Annotated in this window: 18 protein-coding genes; 6 read left to right on the forward strand and 12 right to left on the reverse strand. The window is 48.5% G+C overall.

The window, feature by feature from the left end:
- The first annotated feature begins 87 nt into the window (after positions 1 to 87).
- Positions 88 to 603, forward strand: a complete 516-nt coding sequence (locus BST96_RS08685) for a hypothetical protein (RefSeq protein WP_085758324.1) — start codon at positions 88 to 90, stop codon at positions 601 to 603.
- Here BST96_RS08685 and BST96_RS08690 read toward each other — a convergent pair.
- Entirely contained in the window at positions 600 to 2,573 is a 1,974-nt protein-coding gene (locus tag BST96_RS08690) for a ribonuclease R family protein (RefSeq protein WP_085758325.1), read from the reverse strand. The genes BST96_RS08685 and BST96_RS08690 overlap by 4 nt on opposite strands.
- A gap of 524 nt (positions 2,574 to 3,097) precedes the next feature.
- On the opposite strand from BST96_RS08690, the gene BST96_RS08695 reads away from it, so the two are divergent.
- Positions 3,098 to 4,483 carry a PhoH family protein gene (locus tag BST96_RS08695; protein ID WP_085758326.1) on the forward strand — a complete coding sequence of 462 codons (1,386 nt, stop codon included), beginning with the start codon at positions 3,098 to 3,100 and terminating at the stop codon, positions 4,481 to 4,483.
- A 27-nt stretch (positions 4,484 to 4,510) separates the two neighbouring features.
- On the opposite strand, the gene tatC is transcribed toward BST96_RS08695, so the two are convergent.
- Genes tatC through ubiE form a run of 8 tightly spaced genes read right to left on the reverse strand, consistent with a single transcriptional unit; the run spans position 4,511 to position 9,787 of the window.
- Positions 4,511 to 5,272 (reverse strand): twin-arginine translocase subunit TatC, encoded by a 762-nt coding sequence (gene tatC / locus BST96_RS08700; RefSeq protein ID WP_085758327.1) that lies wholly within the window; start codon positions 5,270 to 5,272, stop codon positions 4,511 to 4,513.
- Positions 5,269 to 5,628, reverse strand: coding sequence for a Sec-independent protein translocase protein TatB (gene tatB / locus BST96_RS08705; protein WP_085758328.1), 360 nt, complete (start codon positions 5,626 to 5,628; stop codon positions 5,269 to 5,271). The genes tatC and tatB overlap by 4 nt, the downstream gene beginning before the upstream one ends.
- 28 nt (positions 5,629 to 5,656) lie before the next feature.
- The gene (gene tatA, locus BST96_RS08710) at positions 5,657 to 5,875 is read right to left on the reverse strand and encodes a twin-arginine translocase TatA/TatE family subunit (RefSeq protein WP_085758329.1); all 219 of its coding nucleotides are present in this window, start codon (positions 5,873 to 5,875) and stop codon (positions 5,657 to 5,659) included.
- 29 nt (positions 5,876 to 5,904) lie between these two features.
- The gene (locus BST96_RS08715; RefSeq protein WP_085758330.1) at positions 5,905 to 6,237 is read right to left on the reverse strand and encodes a phosphoribosyl-ATP diphosphatase; all 333 of its coding nucleotides are present in this window, start codon (positions 6,235 to 6,237) and stop codon (positions 5,905 to 5,907) included.
- Between the two features lie 29 nt (positions 6,238 to 6,266).
- Complete coding sequence (gene hisI / locus BST96_RS08720) at positions 6,267 to 6,680, reverse strand: phosphoribosyl-AMP cyclohydrolase (RefSeq protein ID WP_085758331.1); 414 nt, start codon at positions 6,678 to 6,680, stop codon at positions 6,267 to 6,269.
- A gap of 52 nt (positions 6,681 to 6,732) precedes the next feature.
- The gene (ubiB, locus tag BST96_RS08725) at positions 6,733 to 8,385 is read right to left on the reverse strand and encodes a ubiquinone biosynthesis regulatory protein kinase UbiB (protein WP_085758332.1); all 1,653 of its coding nucleotides are present in this window, start codon (positions 8,383 to 8,385) and stop codon (positions 6,733 to 6,735) included.
- A gap of 2 nt (positions 8,386 to 8,387) precedes the next feature.
- Positions 8,388 to 9,035 carry a ubiquinone biosynthesis accessory factor UbiJ gene (locus BST96_RS08730; RefSeq protein WP_085758333.1) on the reverse strand — a complete coding sequence of 216 codons (648 nt, stop codon included), beginning with the start codon at positions 9,033 to 9,035 and terminating at the stop codon, positions 8,388 to 8,390.
- The gene (ubiE, locus tag BST96_RS08735) at positions 9,032 to 9,787 is read right to left on the reverse strand and encodes a bifunctional demethylmenaquinone methyltransferase/2-methoxy-6-polyprenyl-1,4-benzoquinol methylase UbiE (protein WP_085758334.1); all 756 of its coding nucleotides are present in this window, start codon (positions 9,785 to 9,787) and stop codon (positions 9,032 to 9,034) included. Before ubiE ends, BST96_RS08730 begins: the two co-directional genes overlap by 4 nt.
- Positions 9,788 to 9,969: 182 nt before the next feature.
- Between ubiE and BST96_RS08740 the strand changes: the two genes are divergently transcribed.
- The gene (locus BST96_RS08740) at positions 9,970 to 11,844 is read left to right on the forward strand and encodes an HDOD domain-containing protein (protein ID WP_085758335.1); all 1,875 of its coding nucleotides are present in this window, start codon (positions 9,970 to 9,972) and stop codon (positions 11,842 to 11,844) included.
- On the opposite strand, the gene BST96_RS08745 is transcribed toward BST96_RS08740, so the two are convergent.
- Together BST96_RS08745 and BST96_RS08750 are read right to left on the reverse strand one after the other, a co-directional pair.
- Complete coding sequence (locus BST96_RS08745; protein WP_085758336.1) at positions 11,841 to 12,437, reverse strand: replication protein P; 597 nt, start codon at positions 12,435 to 12,437, stop codon at positions 11,841 to 11,843. The genes BST96_RS08740 and BST96_RS08745 overlap by 4 nt on opposite strands.
- 1 nt (position 12,438) lies before the next feature.
- Positions 12,439 to 13,581: a DnaT-like ssDNA-binding domain-containing protein gene (locus BST96_RS08750; RefSeq protein WP_085758337.1), complete on the reverse strand. Its 1,143-nt coding sequence runs from the start codon at positions 13,579 to 13,581 to the stop codon at positions 12,439 to 12,441.
- Positions 13,582 to 13,758: 177 nt separating this feature from the next.
- Between BST96_RS08750 and radA the strand changes: the two genes are divergently transcribed.
- Positions 13,759 to 15,129, forward strand: a complete 1,371-nt coding sequence (radA, locus tag BST96_RS08755) for a DNA repair protein RadA (protein WP_085758338.1) — start codon at positions 13,759 to 13,761, stop codon at positions 15,127 to 15,129.
- 93 nt (positions 15,130 to 15,222) lie between these two features.
- On the opposite strand, the gene BST96_RS08760 is transcribed toward radA, so the two are convergent.
- Positions 15,223 to 17,727 carry a penicillin-binding protein 1A gene (locus tag BST96_RS08760; protein WP_085758339.1) on the reverse strand — a complete coding sequence of 835 codons (2,505 nt, stop codon included), beginning with the start codon at positions 17,725 to 17,727 and terminating at the stop codon, positions 15,223 to 15,225.
- A 173-nt stretch (positions 17,728 to 17,900) separates the two neighbouring features.
- On the opposite strand from BST96_RS08760, the gene BST96_RS08765 reads away from it, so the two are divergent.
- Complete coding sequence (locus BST96_RS08765) at positions 17,901 to 18,968, forward strand: pilus assembly protein PilM (protein ID WP_157117909.1); 1,068 nt, start codon at positions 17,901 to 17,903, stop codon at positions 18,966 to 18,968.
- A complete protein-coding gene (locus BST96_RS08770) occupies positions 18,968 to 19,534 on the forward strand; it encodes a PilN domain-containing protein (protein ID WP_085758341.1) in 567 nt (188 codons plus the stop codon). Before BST96_RS08765 ends, BST96_RS08770 begins: the two co-directional genes overlap by 1 nt.
- Positions 19,535 to 19,537: the final 3 nt, after the last annotated feature.

A 19,537-nucleotide genomic window follows, 5' to 3' on the forward strand; every position in this document is an offset into this window, starting at 1 on the left:
TCACCTATTGTTATTTCCCCTTGCCTCGGTATCATGTGCCGCTTTCCGTTATACAGAATCTAGAAACAGCTAATTAAGAGGTATCCCATGTCCGAAGCATCCCCATCTGAATCCTATAGCGTTGTTGTGACTGGAAAAATTGCTGAGGGATTTGAGCTAAGCCAGGTGAAAGGGAATGTTGGCAAATTATTTAAATTGGATGATGCCAAAGTAGAGAAGCTCTTTGCTGGCAAGCCGGTGGCTATTCGTCGTGGTGTAGAAAAAGGCCAGGCATTAAAGCTTCGTGCGGCTCTGGCCAAAGCCGGTGCTATTGCTGCGGTAAAAGTCGCCCGTAGCAAAGCCGTTGAAGAGCAAGCTGTGCAGACAGTTGATGAAACTGCGACGGTGGAAGCGCCTGTCGTTAGTAGCAATATTGAGATAAGTGCTGGGACAAGCGTTGAAACCAGCGTACAAACTCCCACCGAAATTACCTGCCCTCGCTGTGGTCATGAACAAGCTTTTGCTACAGCCTGTAGCTCATGCAAAATGGATTTGACCTTGCACCTTCAGCGCCTTAAACGCAAAGAAGAGATGCGCGCCTTCCGTCGTCAGCAAGCGGGTTAATTAACCGCTTCAGCGGCAGCTTTTTTATCATCTTGATTGGCAGCGGGTGCAGGCAAGGTATAACGAATGCTGCGCGCGTTGTTATCGACTTCTTTAACGGTTACTTCAATAGGCTGATTTAATTCAATGGTTTGTGATTTGCTGGTTAAACGCAAACGCATGGGGTCAAAGCTGTATTTCTCTTCCAGCAACCGCGTTTCAACAAACCCTTCAATTAAATGCTCATCCAATCTAACTGTAAAGCCATTGCTGTTAATCTGGGAAATAGTGCCCATAAACGTTTGACCAATAAAGGGCTGCATAAACTGGCATTTTAGCCATTGCTCCATTTGATAGCGAGCCTGACGAGAATGATCTTGCCCCTGCTGAATAATAGCCAGATCTTGCGGTTTTACCGCAACGGTTTCACGCGGTTTGATTTTACTTTTCAGTAAACGATGAACCGTTAAATCACTGTATTTTCTAATCGGTGAAGTAAAGGTCGTATATTTGTCCAAACCCATTCCGTAATGGGGTAAGACATCAGTGCTTAAGCGGCTGCGCTCCAGCAAGCGACTTAATACTTGTCGCAAGGGAAACGCCAGCTTGTCATCATCAATACTTTTCATTAATTGCTGATAGCCAGCAGGTGTTGAGAAATCAGTATTTGTTAATGATAATTGTTCTTCTGCCAATTTTTTCACATCCGCTAAACGCTCACTGCGAAAGCCAGGGTGGCTAATAAAAATTCCCTGGCCATCTAGCATATCAGCAGCACAACAATTGGCGGCAATCATGCATTCTTCAATTAATTGATGGGCGCTGGATTTTTGAACCGGTTCTATATGATCAATTTTACGCTGTGAATTAAGCACTAAACGGTATTCCTGTCGATTAGGGATCACCAGGTTATGTTCTTGTCTTTGACTTAATAGAGCGGCAGACACTGCTTTTAAGGTAAGCAGTGTTGCTTTGTTGTTATGGCAATCAGTCAGGCTGTCATCTTCACCATTCTGATCTAAAAAGGCAGAAACATCCTGATAGCTTAGTTTAGCTTTAGAGCTAACCATCGCTTCAATAATCTTATAGCTGGATAGCTTGCCCTGTTGGTCAATCTCCATTTGGCAAACTAAGGCTGGCCTGGCGGTATTCGGTGTTAAGGAGCATAAATGATTAGCCAGTTCTTCTGGCAACATAGGCACAGGACGGCCCGGCATATAGGTCGAGGTTGCACGCTGGCGCGCCAGCTTATCGAGTTCGGAATCCACAGCAATTCTTGCGCTGGGGTCGGCAATAGCCACCTGTAGTTGCCAACCCTGTTCAGTGCTTTGTACAAACAAGGCATCATCCATATCCATAGTGCTGGCAGCATCAATAGTCACAAAGGGTAGCAGGGTTAAATCTTCACGACCGTTGGTGTCAACCTCTAATAATGACTCTTGCCATTTATCGGGCCAGGCGGGTTCCAGTTGAAATTTGCTAACAACATAGTCGCCTTCAATGCCGGTTTTATCCGCAGCGCCTATCACCTCAGTAATTTTGGCCTGGGGCTTGGCTTGAGGGTAGGGGTGGCGGTTAATTCTGCAACGGATAAAATCGTTGGGCTTGGCATCTTTGCGGGCTTGCGGTGGGATAAAAATCCAGCGATTTAAATTGGGCACATCCGGCTCAACAAAATGCCCTTTGCCCTTAACAATATAACGGCCGGTAAATTCTTTTAGTGGTGAGTTAATTAATTTTTCTAAAGTACCGCTGACTTTGGCTTTGGCATCTTTATTTTCTTGCTGGGTGGTAATCAGAATTTTGACTGTATCCCCGGGAAATACTTTTTGCATTTCATCAGGGTTAATAAAAATTTCCCGGCCGTCATCTAAAATTACAAACCCAAATTTTCTTTGTGTGCCTTTAACAATGCCTACAGCGTATTCTTTGCTGTCTTCAATATTTTGTTTGAGCTGTTTAAGCTGGGAGAGGGTGTCCTTGTCTAACATACTAATGTGTACCACGAGCTTTTCTAATAGTGAGGGGCGCTATAACACCACCTCTTTGTTTGGGAGGCATAGACTAGCTGATATTTGCATAAAAGTCAGTCGATATGGCCATTCAATAGCCTTATTAGGCCAATAGTTTAAGGGGGCTTGTTATTCGGATGGTTGATCTAGCTGTCGGCCGCTTAATCGCCGGCTGAATCGTTTAATTACTGAACATTTGTGGCTAATTGGCCGCGCTGGGCCAGTAATAGGTTGACAATATCCTGGCATCTTTTAATAATCGAGGCACATGCACCGGCTATGGGTTCTGCCATTGCTTCTTTTGCGATTACTGCAATTTCGCAGGGTGCTTGTGAGGGGTCACCAACCATACCTCACAACACAATGCACTCTTTTGACTCACCCGAGTCACTACTTCTTACACCTTGCTTATCTATGCCTTGTTCGGCCGCTCTGTCAGCGGCTGTTAACCTGCTGTACTCCTCTTATTAATACCTTTAATAACAAAGACCGGAGCTTTATCGATGGAAAAAATATTTGTCCTTGATACCAATGTGCTACTGCATGACCCCATGGCGCTCTATGCCTTTAAAGAGCATAAAATCGTTATCCCCATGACCGTATTGGAGGAACTGGATACCATCAAAGACAGAAAAGATAAGGATGTTAGCCGCGAAGCCAGAATAGCCATTAATGCCATCGATGCTGTATTAAGCGACGCCTCCCCCAAGGCGATACAAGAGGGTGTGGATATTGTCGACGCCAAAGGCGGTAGTGTCACCGGTTGTCTGGCCATCTTTCCTGATCAACTGATCAGTCATGATAATGAAGCTCCCTATCTCGATGGCTCCCCCCAGCAGGCCAATGACAACCGGATTATCAATGTAGCCCTGCATCTGCAAACTCATAATGACGGTAAATATGTCTGCCTGGTCACCAAAGATATCAATATGCGTCTCAAGGCCAAGGGTTCCGGCTTAGAAAATGTAGAAGACTATCGCAAAGATCGAGTGATAGAAGATATCGAACTGATGTCCAAAGGCTATGAAACGTTGGAGGGGGATTTTTGGGATAGGGTGGAGACGGTGAAATCGGTGCAGAAGGGCAAGGCCACCATGCATGTGATTGACCGCGCTATTTTACCAGAAGCCTATCCGCAGATGTTCGTCTGCGACGACGGCGATTTTGTGGGGCTGGTACGTGAGGTGGACAACGACTCTATCCATATTCAGCAACTTAGCCGCGACCGGTTAATGTCACAACAGTTATGGGGGTTGACTCCGCGTAATATTGAGCAGGCCATGGCTTTTTTTCTAGTGCAGTGTGACGATATTGATATGACCGCATTAACGGGGCCTGCGGGTTCAGGCAAGACGCTGATTGCTTTGGCTTATGGCCTGCATGCGATTATGGAAGAGAAGCGTTATGACAAATTAATTGTGGCGCGTAATACGCCGCCGATTGCAGAGGATATTGGATTTTTACCGGGCACAGAAGAAGAAAAAATGGCGCCATGGCTGGCGGCCTTTGAAGACAATCTGGAAGTGTTGCATGGCCATGATGAATCACCCTATGGCAGTATTGATTATATTAAAGAGCGAGCCAATATTCAGTTTAAGTCGCTGAACTTTATGCGGGGCCGTTCCTTTAATAATGCGTATATTATTATTGATGAATGCCAGGGCTTAACCCAGTTTCAGCTAAAGTCGATTATTACTCGGGTAGGGGTTAATTCTAAAATTGTGGTGCTGGGTAATTTGGCGCAGATTGATAATAAATATATTACGCCGGTAACTTCAGGGTTAACTTATCTGGTTGAGAAGAGTAAGGATTTTGAGCATGCCGGGATTATGCATGTGAGCGGGATTGAGCGGTCGAGGCTTGCGGAGTTTGCCGAGGAGAATTTGTAAGAGATTTTGTAAAAGGTGGAGGCTTATCTACCCCTCCACCGGCCCCATTTTTTTGGTGCCAATAAAGCGCCCAAAGAAAACACCAACCTCAAATAACATCCACATAGGAATGGCTAATAGTGCTTGGGAAATAATATCCGGTGGCGTTAACAACATGCCAAATATAAAACACCCCACCACGATATAGGGGCGCTTCTCTGCCAGTGCTTGCGGCGTAGTAATGCCGGCCCAAATTAATAACAGCGTAGCAATCGGAATTTCAAAGGCGATACCAAAGGCAAAGAACAGTTTTAAAGTAATATCCAGAAAGCGCGCGATATCCGGTGTATAGCTAACCCCTTCTGGGCCAACGCCACTAAAGAAACCGAATACCAGAGGGAAAACCACATAATAGGCAAAGGCCAGGCCGGCATAGAAAAGTAAAATGCTGGAGATTAAGAGGGGAATCGCAACGCGTTTTTCTGATTGATACATGCCCGGTGCGATAAAGCCCCACACTTGATAGAGAATCATTGGCATCGCCACAACAATTGAAGCGACCAGGGTTAATTTAAAGGGTGTTAAAAACGGAGATGCGACTTCAGTCGCAATCATACTGGTGCCTTCCGGCAGCAGGGAGCGCAGCGGCTCAGAGACAAAATAGTAAATATCGTTGGCGAAGTAGAATAGGCATAAGAAAACAAACAATATCGTTAACACACTGCGCAGTAGGCGGTCACGCAGTTCGGTCAGGTGGGTGACCAGCGGTTGGGCCTGATCGTCTTCTTGAGGGTTTTGGCTGTCGCTCATGTTTGAGGCTTATCGTCAGTCGATTTGTTCTCGTCTGCACTGATAATATCTTCTACATCATATTGCAGTTTATCGAGATCGGGTTTGAGTTCTGCGGCGGTTTCTTGAAAGCTGTCTTGCAGGTCGCTTTTGGTTTTGGCCAGGCTTTCCATAATGGTTTCATTATGGATTTGCTGTTTGATTTCGTCTGCACCCACTTCCCGTTCAATTTCAGATTTAATCTGGTTAAAGCTACGGCGTATGCGAGAGATAAACAAAGTCGCACTACGCACAGCGCCGGGCAGGCGTTCCGGCCCCATAATAAGCAGGGACAGAATACCGATTAGCAGTAGTTCCAGAAAACCAATATCGAACATAGATTAATAACTAATTAGCAGAGGTGGGCTATGACTTTTCTTCGTCGGCTTTTTCAGCTTTGGCGTCGATATTGTCGAGGCTTTCATCAGACTCGTCTTTTTTGTCATCGCTCATGCTGTTTTTAAAACCTTTAATAGCTTCACCTAAATCACCGCCCATATTGCGCAGGCGTTTGGTGCCAAATAGCATCACGACAATGGCCAAAATAATCAATAATTGCCAAATGCTGATTCCACCGATTCCCATAACTGTTCTCCGAGTATTCTGTAATAAAGTTATTTGTTTCTTGATGCTTTTTCGTCGATGCCGGATAGACCAAAACGGCGGGCCAGTTCGTCTAAAACCGCATCACTGTCTTCGCCGAGGTGTGACAACATCACCAGTGAGTGAAACCACAGGTCGGCGGTTTCATAGATCACATCTTTATTGTCGCCGCTATGCTCGGCATCTTTGGCGGCGATAATGGCTTCGTTCGCCTCTTCGCCCACTTTTTCTAAAATCTTATTTAAGCCTTTATGGTGCAGACTGGCCACATAGGAGGATTCGGGATCAGCGTTTTGTTTGCGCTGTTCCAGCAGGTCTGCCAATGTTTTTAGTACGTCGCTCATAATTGCTTCTTATGTTGGGTTTACGGTACTTACTTTGAATAAATATCGCTAGGGTCTTTAATAACCTTTTCGACTGTCTGCCAGACATTGTTCTCCAGACGTCGATAAAAGCAGCTGCGCCGGCCGGTATGGCAGGCAATGCCGCCAATTTGCTCCACCTTTAGAATAATCACATCTTCGTCGCAATCAATACGGATTTCCTTGATGGACTGCACATGTCCCGACTCTTCGCCTTTGCGCCAGAGCTTTTGCCGTGACCGTGACCAGTAGATGGCCCGCTGTTCCTGTACCGTTAAGGCCAGTGATTCCCGGTTCATCCAGGCAAACATCAGGATATCATTGGTTTCGGCATCCTGGGCGATAGCCGGCACCAGACCGTCACTGGTCCAGCGGACTTGCTCTAGAAATTGCCGGGTCATATCGGTTGTGGTGCTTTCGGTCATGGGTGGCTATCGCCTTAGCGTGCTTGAGTGGGGGCATTATGCCATAGAAGGTTTAGCGTCGCAGCCATAGTACAGCGGCAATCGCGGCTAGCGCCCAGGCTGAGGTCGATACATCATTGAGGTCGAATAAGGCATCGGAGATCCCGCCACCGGAGAACAAAGGGCTAACGGCGGCCAGCGCCAGCAGCACAACCACAGCCAGCGTATTGCTTCGGCGGCGGTCGCTTTGCAGCTGTTGTTCTAATTGCTGGATTTGTAGCTGCTGTTGCTCGTTGCTGGCCTGCAATTGTTTGGCTTGCTGCAAGCTATCCAGCACCGCCTGAGGCAGCTGAGGTAATTGCTCCAGCCAGCCGGGCACATGTTTGCTCAGCCGTTTATAGATACCGCTGGGGGCATAGCGGTCTTTCAGCCATTGCTCCAAAAAGGGTTGGGCAGTATCCCAGAGGTTAAGTTGGGGGTAGAGTTCACGGCCCAGACCTTCGATATTGAGCATGGTTTTTTGCAGCAGAATTAAAGAGGGCTGCACTTCCATTTCAAAGCGGCGGGCGGTTTGAAACAGATAGATTAATAATTGGCCAAAGGAGATTTCTGCAATGGGCTTTTCAAAGATGGGCTCACAGGCGCTGCGGATGGCTGATTCAAATTCATTGACTTTGGTATGGGGCGGAACCCAGCCACACTCCACATGCAGCTCAGCCACTAAGCGGTAATCCCGCTGGAACATCGCTAATAAATTTCTGGCGATATAGTACTGGTCGGAGTCGCTCAGTGAGCCAATAATGGCGCAGTCGATACCGATATACTGCGGTGTCTCAGGATGCTTTCGTGAAACAAAAATATTGCCTGGGTGCATATCCGCATGAAAGAAGCTATCGCGCAGTACCTGGGTAAAAAAGATTTCAACGCCGCGCTCGGCCAATAATTTCATATTGGTGTTTTGGGCTTCCAGTGCTTTTACGTCGGTAACCGGAATACCGTGAATGCGCTCCATGGTCAGCACTTTATGGTTGGTATAGTCCCAGTGCACTTCCGGCACATAGAGCATATCCGAGTGTTCAAAGTTGCGGCGCAGTTGGGCGGTATTGGCCCCTTCATGTTGTAGGTCTAATTCGTCGAGAATGGTGTGCTGGTAATCCTCTACCACTTCGGTGGGACGTAAGCGGCGGCCATCGGGCAAATACTTTTCAATGAATTTCGCGATACTAAAAAGCAGCTTAATATCCTGGCGAATGGTTTTATCAATGCCGGGACGAATCACTTTAACAACGACGTCTTCGCCGCTATGCAAAGTGGCTGCATGCACTTGAGCGACGGAGGCTGAGGCCATGGGCTCTGGTTCAAATTCGGCAAACAGTTCATTCACCGGTTTTTCCAGTGCGGTTTCGATAATATCTATGGCATCTTGCGACGGGAATGGTGGTACTTGGTCCTGTAGCTTTGCCAGCTCATCAATCAGATCATCCGCCAATAAATCGCGACGGGTAGAGAGCATTTGCCCAAATTTAACAAAGACCGGGCCCAGGGCTTCCAGCGATAAACGTAAACGCTCGCCGCGAGATTGTTTCGGGGCAGGCAATAAACGCCAGGGGGCGATAGCAAATAGCGTGCTTAGCCCGGAAGGTAATTGATCGGCATCGACAAAGGTGTCCAGCCGATAACGGAGGGCAACACTGGCAATTTTACTAAGTCGTTGGGTACGAGACACGATTATCCTTGAGGGTTTAAACGCTGTTTAAGTTTTTGAATTTGCGCGTTAAGTCGGTCGGTACGCATAGCAAGCTGGTCAATATCGTTTAGAAAATGATCCACCTGCCAGCGCGGCGGTACCAGGTCGCTCTCTTCAACAATATATTCGTCCACTTGTCGCTTAATGCCTTGTAAGGCCTGTAAGCCAAAGCGAAAACCCTGACGAATATTTCGGCCCAGTTGATGGCCAATCACATCGCCAAAAATAGAGGCTAAAGGGGCTTCCCAATCTATATCGAGTTGCTTAAGAATTTTTTGCAGGCTGATGAGTGCCTGGCTATCACCGTGAAGTTCCAGTTCACCATTAATTAAGGCGCTGGCGGGATCGGCTGACGTTGCCAACTTGGTAAATTCGTTAAAGCTACCGGTTAAGGCGGTATCGGCGGTGCCATCATAAAAACCGCAGAGACGAATGTCGCCATTGCCGGGAATCAGATAAAGGCTTAGCTCCGGCGAACTGCAATGCAGTAAAAACACATGGTCTTGCAGCTCAGCCAATTTATTCAGGGTGGAGGGGTCGAGTTTCAGGGCGGCATTTATCGCCGCTTCCAGCGCGCCAATAGCCGCGGTATGCAGGGTTGTGCTAACTACCTTGGCTTGTGCACTCATGCTTTTAAGCCTTTATGCACGGCGACAATCCCTCCGGTCATATTATGGTATTCACAGCGGGCAAAGCCGGCATCTTCCATCATGGCTTTCAGGGTGTCCTGATCGGGGTGCATACGGATACTTTCCGCCAGATAGCGGTAGCTCTCTTCATCATCCGCCACCAGCTTGCCGATTTTGGGCAGCAGATTAAAGGAATAGTTATCGTAGACTTTGCTTAGCAGCTCATTTTCCGGCTTGGAGAACTCCAGTACTAATAGCCGGCCACCGGGTTTAAGCACCCGCAGCATGGAGCGCAGAGCCTTATCTTTATCGGTGACATTGCGCAGGCCAAAGGCGATGGTAATACAGTCAAAGGTATTATCCGGAAAGGGCAGGGCTTCGGCATTGGCCTGAGCATATTCAATATTGCTCACCAGTCCCAGATCGGTCAGCTTATCGCGGCCGACTTTAAGCATGGAATCATTGATATCCGCCAGTACCACGCGGCCCTCAGCTCCTACGATCTTACTGAACTTTGCTGCTAAATCCCCCGTTCCTCCGGCAATATCCAAAACCTGATGTCCTGGGCGCACGCCGGAGATTTCAAGGGTAAATCGCTTCCAGATACGGTGGATACCCGCCGACATCAGGTCGTTCATCACATCATATTTGGCGGCTACAGAGTGGAATACACCGGCTACCATTCCGGCCTTTTGGGTGCTTTCTACAGTCTTAAAGCCAAAATGGGTACTGTTGGAATCTGAATCGGACATGGTGATTGCTATATATCTGTCTATGCTAGGAATAGGCCGCTTATTGTAGCGATTATCAGCATAAAAGCTATGGATAGAGTACCCTTAAAGAATCAGGGAGCAATCCGGGGCCTAATTCGGTAGACTGCTTGCCGCCTACTTTGGCTTGTACCCATTTGGCTCAATACTACTTAGGAACCTGAATGTCCTCAGCCGATATAGCCAGTAACCGCAGCGCTCAAATACTGCGCCCGGTTTACGAACTGTTTGCTGACCAGCCGGATCTGATTGCACAGTTACAGGAAAAACATCACTTGCCTCCCAGCGAACGAATTGCTGAGGAGAGCGAGCGGCTGGCTGTGGGCCAAATGGTGTCACTGCTTAAGGATTTATCTCAGGAACGGGGCTATGCCGATATCGGTTTAAGTATTGGTGCCAACCTCCCCGTGGGCTGCTATGGATCGCTCTCCTTTTTGATGATTTCTTCCGCCACCGTCAGGGATATGCTGGATAGCTTTTGTTACTACTATCCGGTTATTTCGCAAGGTTTACACCAGCCCCGTTGGTCTCAGGCGGGCAATGAATTTTTTCTGGAGCTTTATCCTCCTTCTGATGATGAGAGTATTCCGGTGGTGCGGGCCGATATTTTACTGGCCGGTGCGATCAATTTAATTCGCCACAGTACCCAGGGCCTTTTTGAGCCAACAAGGGTTGCTGTTTATGGCGACGGCGGTGATTATGCCGAGCGCTATATCGACAGTGCGCATACCCCCAATATTGAATTTAATAGTAAGACCGTGCGCATCTACGGTGCGGTAGAATTGCTGGACCGCCCTTTACCCAGTGCCAACTCTTCGTTATGTAAAGTGTTTCGTAAAGAGCTGGATATTGTTTTACGCGCGCTCAATGCCGAGCAAACGATTATTGACCAGATTCAATTAATGCTGGCCAAGTCAGAAAATTTGGGCAAGGTAAGTTTGGGCAGTATTGCCGAGGCCTTGCATTTAGGTGAGCGCACTCTGGCCAGGCAGTTAGCGGAATATGACATTTCCTTTCGGGATTTATTAGCCAATTATAAAAGCACCCGCGCTATCCGTTTATTGGCCGAAGGTAAAACCGTTGAACAGGTCTCTTACTATCTGGGCTTTTCCGAACGCGCCGCTTTTGATCGCGCCTTTAAAAAATGGCAGGGTGTTACCGCTTCGCGTTTTCAGGATGACTATCAGCAAAGTGGCGTTCAGGAAATTGATATTCTGGATAATGAGCAACTGCCTATTTTGCCAATGGCAGCCAACCAAATTTTAAAATTAATCAATGAAAATAATTTTGAAATGGAAGAGTTGGGTCTGGTGGTTGAAAAAGATCCGGCTCTAACGGCAAAGTTATTAGCGCTGGCCAATAGTGCCATGTATGGCGTGATAAAAATTGGCAGCATTAAAGAAGCGATCGTTAGAGTGTTTGGTGCCGATACCTTGCGTAATCTGGCTCTGGCGATGTTAGCCAATGAGTGTTTTGATACCAGCCGCTGCCAAGCTTTTTCATTAAAAAAATATTGGATTAATGCGTTGGCAACCGGACAGTTAGCCTCAGAGCTGGCTAAGGCTAGCGACTGTGCCAATCCTTCAGATGCCTACTTGTTAGGTTTGCTGCACAATATTGGCACACTGTTATTAGTCCAGCGTAGGCCGCAAGATATGGCTGAGGTGTTGCAACAAACCGATTTGGAACTGGCCAGTCTTGCGGAAATTTGCGCCGCAGAAAAACAGGTGATGGGTGTTGATGCCTGTTCATCCGGGGCTATGTTGGCAGCGTTTTGGAATTTGCCCCGTTATTTATCCGTCTCTATTCGTGTATTAACCGATGCTGATTATAAGGGTGAATCCAAAGAATTAGTGCAGCTAATTGCCGCGACGGAATATACTGTTAGAGTGCTATCGGAAGGTGGCGAGTTGTTGCATCAGGCACATGAAAAAATTTGTGCAGCAACCGGGCTTGATACTGACACCGTTAAAAAAGTACTGCATGACTTTCAGGGTAACGTTGAAAAAATTGAAGCTTCGGCGGAAGGTCTGGTTTAAATATCCAGCTCTTCCCGCATAGCCTGTAGGCGTTCTTTTCTCTCCTCATTGCTTAATGGCTGGTTAATCGTTTCCGGAATCGCTTTATGGATAGGCATATCCAGTTGCTCACCATTCATTAGGCGGCCTACTAAAATCTCATAATTGCGTTTAAAAACCGGAAAGGCTTTGGCTTCGCTATTGCTGCCAAGAAAAAACCAGTCGGATGCTGTGCCTGCTAAATACACAATCGGGTGTGACCAGTTTTGTTCGATTTTAGGTGTGGCAGCGCGGCAAGCTTCCAAATAAGCATTATGAGCATCGGGCAGGCCAAACTCTTCCGGGTTGGGGTCGCAAAATTTTCGGATGGTATGCAGGGTGGGTAAATATTCTGATTCTTTAATCGCTTTGCGCGTGCCATAGATAATTCTTTCAGGGCTAAGGTCGCATAAGGTTTTTACCCATAACTGCTTTGCCATGACAATTTTCTGGTCATCAGAAAACGCTTTATGAAATTGATTATGGTAGGCGAGCTGAAATTCCGTAAACATCTGGTTGATGGCGGTAATATGATCTTCCGTCGGCGTTGCAGTTTGCAGGGGCGGTGTGGTCATCTTATTCTCCTTCAACATCCCCTTCGATAAGGTCTTTGGCCCAGCTTCTGTCGGTGAGGAGGTCGAAGGTGCTGCTACGTTCCGCTTGACCTGATCGAGCAGCGAGTTGCTGTCCTGCATAGTGTTGCCCCATTTGATGACGCGTCGCCCATTGGTATTTGGCGTGCTGTAAAAATTTAGTATTCCAGGATCGCTGAATCTGCTTGGTGTCGCGCCAGAATAAAACAAATTCTGGCACCAGTTGCCGGGCAAAGTCCATATCAATATTTGCCAGCTTTAAAATATCATAAACATCTTCATTGGGCTGCCAGTTGGCGGCGATCTCCCGCGGCTCATAATCCAGTTCCATGGTTTTATTAAACTGGGCCCACTGCCTTCTGATATGGGCAATAAATTTTGAGTTCCAGGTACTGTGGGCTTCACCTCGCTCACGCCAGTACAGGACAAATTCCGGAATGGAGTCTTCAATAAATTCAGCGGTAATCCCGGTGCGGTATAAAATTTCCAGGGCGTCCGGGCTGGGCTGCCACTGCTGGTTAATATCGTTGGATAAGGCCTGCTGGTGGCTGGCGGTGCTTTGCCGGCTTTGATGGAAGCGCCATTGCTTTAACACATGCTGGCGAAACTTACTGGACCATGAGTGGGACACCTGCTGGCGGTCGCGCCAGTACAGCACAAAATCTTCCCGCTGCTGCAAAGCAAAGTCGCGGGGGATATTGTGGTTCATTGTCATCAGTTGCAGTAAGTCCTCATCCGGTTGCCAGTTATCGGCTAACAGGCTGGCGCTTTTCCGGGTTGGTGCGGCAGTGGTTTGTTGCGGTGCGGGCTCAGTGGTTTGGGTCTGCTCATTCATCGCAAAGCAAAACTGTTCGCTTTGGGTTAGGGGAGCCGATTCAATCAGAATAATCCCTTTGTCTTTTAGACTTTGGCCAATGCGCTGCAACGCATTCAGGTCCCAAAAGGGTAAATGCCTTTGCAGGTCATTGCGGTTCAGGGTAAACCATTGGTAACCACGCTGGGGCTGGCCCTGACCATATTCTATGCAGTCGTTTAGCACCTGCAATAGCACCGCTTCTTCCAGGCCAATGGTGGTGGCCAGAGAAGGAGAGATCATTAGCGGTCGTTCGGGAATCAGGGATGACATAAGGCTTACAGTAAAGTGTTCAACATCTGCTGGCTAGGTTTTTGTTATTGAGTGTTTCAATCCGTCGGCTATTGTACGGCTCGCACTGGCGGGGCACCAGTTAAGCTGCTTAAATAGATACTGTTAATATATACAGTTATTGGTTAAGATCGGCTTTTTATCGACAGGTATGCCCTTATGGCTAAACGCAAAACTGCTTATGTCTGCAATGACTGTGGCTCCGACTATGCCAATTGGCAGGGCCAGTGTAAGGATTGCGGCGCCTGGAATACGCTGTCGGAAGTGAAGCTGGCCTCCACCCCTGCCGCGGCTAAAGAAGCCCGCTTTCAAGGCTATGCCGGTGCCGCCAATGGCCAGGCCGTACAAACACTCGATCAAATTAATCTGGAACAATTACCCCGCTTTAGTAGTGGTGCAGGAGAGTTTGACCGTGTGCTGGGGGGTGGCTTGGTGCACGGCTCGGCGGTATTGGTGGGTGGTCACCCCGGCGCCGGTAAGAGTACGTTGTTATTACAGACCATGTGTCATTTAGCGCAATCTATGGATGCACTCTATGTGACTGGTGAGGAGTCACTGCAGCAGGTAGCGATGCGCGCCCAGCGCTTGGGCCTGCCTACCGATAAGCTCAATATGCTCTCCGAAACCAATGTGGAGGCCATCTGTGCGCAGGCGGAGGTACTTAAACCCAAGGTATTGGTGGTGGATTCTATTCAGGTAGTGCATAGCGAAGATGTGACCTCCGCGCCGGGTAGCGTTTCCCAGGTTAGGGAATGTGCCGCTTATCTTACCCGCTATGCCAAACAGACCGGCACTGTGTTATTTCTGGTGGGGCATGTCACCAAAGATGGCAGCCTGGCCGGACCTAAAGTATTGGAGCATATGATTGATTGCTCGATTTTGTTGGAAGGCTCGGAAGATAGCCGCTTTAGAACCCTGCGCGGCCAGAAAAATCGCTTTGGAGCGGTCAACGAGTTGGGTGTGTTTGCTATGACCGAGCAGGGTTTAAAGGAAGTGAAAAACCCCTCGGCTATTTTTCTATCCCGCACCGAAGAGCCCGCTTCCGGTAGCGTGGTGATGGTAGTGTGGGAAGGCACCCGGCCTTTGCTGGTTGAGATTCAAGCGCTGGTGGATGATTCGCCTTTGGGCAACCCCAGAAGAGTGGCTGTCGGTTTGGAGCAGAATCGCTTGGCCATGCTATTAGCGGTATTGCATCGCCATGGTGGTTTGCAGGTCGGTGATCAGGATGTTTTTGTGAATGTGGTCGGTGGTGTCAAAGTGTTGGAAACCAGTGCTGATTTATCACTGTTGTTAGCTATTGTCTCCAGTTTTCGCAATCGCCCTTTACCACAGGATTTGGTGGTATTTGGTGAGGTGGGTTTATCCGGTGAGATTCGCCCTGTACCCAGCGGCCAGGAACGGATTTACGAGGCGGCCAAACACGGTTTTAAAAGGGCGGTAGTGCCACAGGCGAATGTCCCTAAAGGTGGGGTGCCGGGGATGGAAATTGTAGGGGTTAGTAAATTAGTGGAAGCGCTTGAGGCGATTTAATCACGAGCATCCCGTAGGGTGGAATATATTCCACCATCAGCCCAATCATTATTTTAGGAGGTGGTGGATTGTAATCCACCCTACGGGGCTGTGTTAAAAAATATCCTCTTCCATTACCTCTTCAATTTGGCTGGTATCTCCGGAGATATCATCGCTATCCGCTTCCTTGGTCGGCGCTAGTTCTTCCCGGAAGATTTCAAAGATCGCATTGGATTGCCCCGGTTTAGCCAACAGGCCGGTGGTTGGGTCAATTTTTACGGTCACAATGCCTTCCGGTTGCTTGGGGGCTATTTCGGGGCGGCCTTTTAGGGCGACAGCCATATAGTCAATCCAGATCGGCAAGGCCGCAGAGCCGCCATATTCCCGATTACCCAGCACGCCATTTTTATCAAAGCCAAACCAGGCGGTGGTGACAATGCCGCCACCATAGCCAGAGAACCAGGCATCGGTTGGGCCATTGGTGGTGCCGGTTTTACCCGCCAGATCATTGCGGCCCAGCTTTCTGGCTTTGCGGCCGGTGCCCTTTTTCACCACGTCGCGCATCATGCTATCGATAATATAAGCGACTCTGGCTTCGATCACCCGCTCAGCTTCTGGCAGTGCAGGCTCTGGATCAGAGTCAGCCTGTTGCAGAATATCTTCGAGGGTTGCCAGCTCTTCGGTAGCTTCAGCCACAGGTTTCACAGCGGGGTCATCACAGCTACGGCAGACGGTATTGGGCATCGCTTTATAGAGCGCTTCGCCATTGATATCGTCGATCTGTTGAATTAAATAGGGCTGGACGCTATAGCCGCCATTAGCCAGTACGGAGTAACCACTTACTATCTCCATAGGGGTTAATGAGTGGCTGCCCAAAGCCAGGGAAAGGTCTCGGGGTAGTTGGCTGGTATCAAAGCCAAATTTCTCAACATAGTTGATCGCTTTGGAAATACCGAGGCTTCTGAGTAATCGAATCGACACTAAATTGCGGGACTTAAACAGGGCATAGCGCAGGCGGGTTGGGCCATAGAATTTGCCACCATCATTGGTGGGCCGCCAGGTGCTCTCAAGGCTGGCATCTTCAAACACGATAGGAGCATCGTTAATGGTGCTGGCGGGCGTAAAGCCGTTAGCCAGGGCTGCGGTATAGACAAAGGGCTTAAAGTTGGAACCGGGCTGTCGTGTGGCCTGGGTGATACGGTTAAATTTGCTCTGGCTATAGTTAAAGCCGCCGACAAGGCTAAGGATGGCGCCATTGTCGGCATCCAGCGAAACCAGAGCCGCCTGTGCTGCGGGTAATTGCGTTAATAGCCACTGGCCATCCGCTTGCCGCTGCACTCTAATCACATCCCCAATGGCCACCACATCACTGGCGGTTTTGGGGTTCGGTCCCAAGCGATCAACGGTGACATAGGGGCGCTTGCCTTTTAGGCCGTTCTCCCATGCAATCTCAATAGCATCGCCACTGGCTAATAGTGCCGAGGCAGATTGTTCCTGAACGTCAATCACCACGGCGGGAACCAGATCACCGGGTCTCGAGGCCTTGCGGAGTTGGTTTAGCCAGCCGGTATAGTCGGGCTCGCCGGTGGTTTCACTGTTATCTTGTTCGGCGCTGGCTTTGCTGTCGTCGTTAACTGCCAGATTTTGCTCTGGTCCCCGATAGCCGTGCCGCTGATCATAGGCCAGTAAGCCGCTGATCACAGCTTTGGTGGCGCTGGCTTGCAGTTCGCTATTGATCGTCGTATAAACTCTGAAGCCATCGGTATAGGTGGCCCGGCCATAGCGTTTAAGCATATCTTTTCTGACCATTTCGGCGATATACGGCGCATATAGCTCCACTTTAGAACCATGATAGGTGGCGGTAATGGGGCTGCTAATGGCTTCAATATGCTGGTTATCATCAATATATTTTAAATCCAGCATCCGGTTTAATATCCAGTTACGGCGGATAATGGCCCGGGAGGGGTTGACCAGTGGGTTATAGGCGGAGGGTGCTTTAGGCAGGCCTGCAATCATGGCCAGTTGGGCCAAATCCAGCTCGCTAATTGACTTGCCATAATAGACCTGGGCCGCCGCTTCGATACCGTAAGCGCGATTTCCCAAAAATATCTTATTGACGTATAGCTCCAGGATTTCTTGCTTTGGCAGCTCCCGCTCAATTTGCAGGGCAAGCAGTATCTCGTTGAATTTCCTGGAAAAAGTCTTTTCAAAACTCAGAAAATAGTTTTTGGCTACCTGCATAGTGATAGTGCTGCCGCCGGTTTTTATTGAGCCGCTTACCAATAATTGTGAGGCAGCGCGCAGCAGGCCTTTGATATCTACGCCATGATGGTCGAAGAAACGGTCGTCTTCGGCAGCTAATATGGCTTGCACGAATTGAGTGGGGATTTGATTAAAGGTGACTGGGCTTCTGCGTTTTTCGCCGAATTCGCCAATGAGTTGGTTGTCGGTGGAGTAAATACGCAAAGGAGTCTGCAATTGCACGTCTTTCAGTACATCGACAGGGGGCAATTTAGGGCTTAGGTACAGGTAGGCGCTGACTAATATTAATAATGCGCCAGTCGATGCCGATAGTAATAACCATAAAATGATTCTGGTGAAATTTGTGATATGAGCCATACTTTTCCAGTTGCGTTGGTCGCGGTTCGATACTTTACTTTAAGTCAGTGTGCCAAAGTGTGAAATTATAAGCACTTTTTTATAATGATTAATTTGCGTAATCCCCATACGTGATATTTAATGTAACTTATAAAAGTTAGCTGTAAGTTACGGATGCAAATAGGAAAATTACTGTGTTAGGCAGTCTATTCGGAAAAAAGAAATCGATCCCAGTGCTGGGGGTAGACATCAGTTCTACCTCGGTCAAGCTACTGGAGATTAGTAAAAGTGGCGACCAATACAAGGTCGAGAGCTACGCTGTGGCCTCCTTGCCGCCCAATGCTGTGGTGGAGAAAAACATCGCAGAGCTGGAAGGCGTCGCTGAATCTGTCACCAAGGCCTATGAGCGTTCCAAGTCGAAAATGAAGACTGCGGCGGTCGCCGTTGCCGGTTCTGCGGTTATCACCAAGTTGATTGATATGCCCGAGGGCCTCAACGACGATAATATGGAAACCCAGATAACCCTTGAAGCTGACCAGTATATTCCCTACCCCCTGGATGAAGTCGCGATCGACTTTGAGGTTCAGGGTGAGTCAGATAATAGTCCCGAGCAGGTGGAAGTCTTACTGGCCGCCTGCCGCCGTGAAAACGTCGAGCTGCGCGTTGATGCTTTGGAGATGGCGGATATTACCGCGAAGGTCGTTGATGTTGAGGCCTATGCCATCGAGCGCACCTTTGAGCTGATCCGTCCTCATCTGGACTGCGATGAAGACAGTGCTATCGCTATTATTGATATAGGCTCTACCATGACCACCTTAAGTGTTCTGGTCGATGGCCAAACCGTTTATACCCGTGAGCAGCTCTTTGGCGGACGCCAGCTCACCGAAGAAATTCAGCGCCGCTATGGCCTCTCTTTGGATGAGGCTGGCCTTGCCAAGAAACAGGGCGGTTTGCCCGACGATTATGAGCCTGAAGTCCTTGAGCCATTTAAAGACGCCGTGGTTCAGCAAGTAACTCGCTCACTACAATTCTTCTTTTCTTCCAGTCAATACAATGATGTCGACCATATCGTACTGGCTGGCGGTGTCGCTTCAATGACCGGCCTGGCAGAAGTTGTTCAAGACAAGCTGGGCACACCCACCACCCTGGCGAATCCGTTTACCAATATGTCGGTGGCTTCCCGGGTCGATACCATGTCATTAAGTAACGATGCTCCTTCACTAATGATCGCCTGCGGTTTGGCGCTAAGGAGTTTTGATTAATGGCTAATATTAATTTACTCCCCTGGCGCGAAGAGCGCCGCCAGGAACTCAAGCAAGCCTTTTTGGTGGTGCTGGGTATTGTGGCGGCGATTGGTTTTGCTCTGGTTGTGTTGGCTGATATGGCGGTCAATAGTGCCATAGATGGCCAGAACGCGAGAAACCAATATTTGGAAAAACAAATTGGCGAATTAGAGCTGCAAGTTAAAGAGATTCGTGAACTGGAAAAGAAAAAGCAGGAACTGTTAGACCGGATGAAAGTTATCCAGGAGCTACAGGGTAATAGACCGATTATTGTTAGAATTTTTGATGAGATGGTAAGAAGCTTGCCCGATGGTGTTTTCTATCAGTCCTTGTCCCGTAGCAATGATGCCATCAAATTACAGGGTATCGCAGAATCCAATAACAGAATCTCAAGTCTGATGAGAAGAGTCGACAAGTCTGAATGGTTTGATGACCCTAACCTGACGGCGGTTACTGCTAATCCAATCTTTGGAGAGCAGGCGAGTGAATTTACAATGTCATTTAACATTAGCACTCCCTCCGTTATTGATGAAGGGGAGGAATAACTG

It is taken from the genome of Oceanicoccus sagamiensis (assembly GCF_002117105.1).
GTDB classification, from domain to species: domain Bacteria; phylum Pseudomonadota; class Gammaproteobacteria; order Pseudomonadales; family Dasaniaceae; genus Oceanicoccus; species Oceanicoccus sagamiensis.

What these genes read in the sequence shown, in the direction of transcription:
- BST96_RS08730 (WP_085758333.1), bottom strand. Translation starts at nt 9,035, where the DNA reads ATGAGTGCACAAGCCAAGGTAGTTAGCACAACCCTGCATACCGCGGCT.
- tatB (WP_085758328.1), bottom strand. Translation starts at nt 5,628, where the DNA reads ATGTTCGATATTGGTTTTCTGGAACTACTGCTAATCGGTATTCTGTCC.
- radA (WP_085758338.1), top strand. Translation starts at nt 13,759, where the DNA reads ATGGCTAAACGCAAAACTGCTTATGTCTGCAATGACTGTGGCTCCGAC.
- tatC (WP_085758327.1), bottom strand. Translation starts at nt 5,272, where the DNA reads ATGAGCGACAGCCAAAACCCTCAAGAAGACGATCAGGCCCAACCGCTG.
- BST96_RS08690 (WP_085758325.1), bottom strand. Translation starts at nt 2,573, where the DNA reads ATGTTAGACAAGGACACCCTCTCCCAGCTTAAACAGCTCAAACAAAAT.
- BST96_RS08685 (WP_085758324.1), top strand. Translation starts at nt 88, where the DNA reads ATGTCCGAAGCATCCCCATCTGAATCCTATAGCGTTGTTGTGACTGGA.
- BST96_RS08740 (WP_085758335.1), top strand. Translation starts at nt 9,970, where the DNA reads ATGTCCTCAGCCGATATAGCCAGTAACCGCAGCGCTCAAATACTGCGC.
- BST96_RS08760 (WP_085758339.1), bottom strand. Translation starts at nt 17,727, where the DNA reads ATGGCTCATATCACAAATTTCACCAGAATCATTTTATGGTTATTACTA.
- ubiE (WP_085758334.1), bottom strand. Translation starts at nt 9,787, where the DNA reads ATGTCCGATTCAGATTCCAACAGTACCCATTTTGGCTTTAAGACTGTA.
- BST96_RS08770 (WP_085758341.1), top strand. Translation starts at nt 18,968, where the DNA reads ATGGCTAATATTAATTTACTCCCCTGGCGCGAAGAGCGCCGCCAGGAA.
- BST96_RS08695 (WP_085758326.1), top strand. Translation starts at nt 3,098, where the DNA reads ATGGAAAAAATATTTGTCCTTGATACCAATGTGCTACTGCATGACCCC.
- tatA (WP_085758329.1), bottom strand. Translation starts at nt 5,875, where the DNA reads ATGGGAATCGGTGGAATCAGCATTTGGCAATTATTGATTATTTTGGCC.
- hisI (WP_085758331.1), bottom strand. Translation starts at nt 6,680, where the DNA reads ATGACCGAAAGCACCACAACCGATATGACCCGGCAATTTCTAGAGCAA.
- BST96_RS08715 (WP_085758330.1), bottom strand. Translation starts at nt 6,237, where the DNA reads ATGAGCGACGTACTAAAAACATTGGCAGACCTGCTGGAACAGCGCAAA.
- BST96_RS08745 (WP_085758336.1), bottom strand. Translation starts at nt 12,437, where the DNA reads ATGACCACACCGCCCCTGCAAACTGCAACGCCGACGGAAGATCATATT.
- BST96_RS08750 (WP_085758337.1), bottom strand. Translation starts at nt 13,581, where the DNA reads ATGTCATCCCTGATTCCCGAACGACCGCTAATGATCTCTCCTTCTCTG.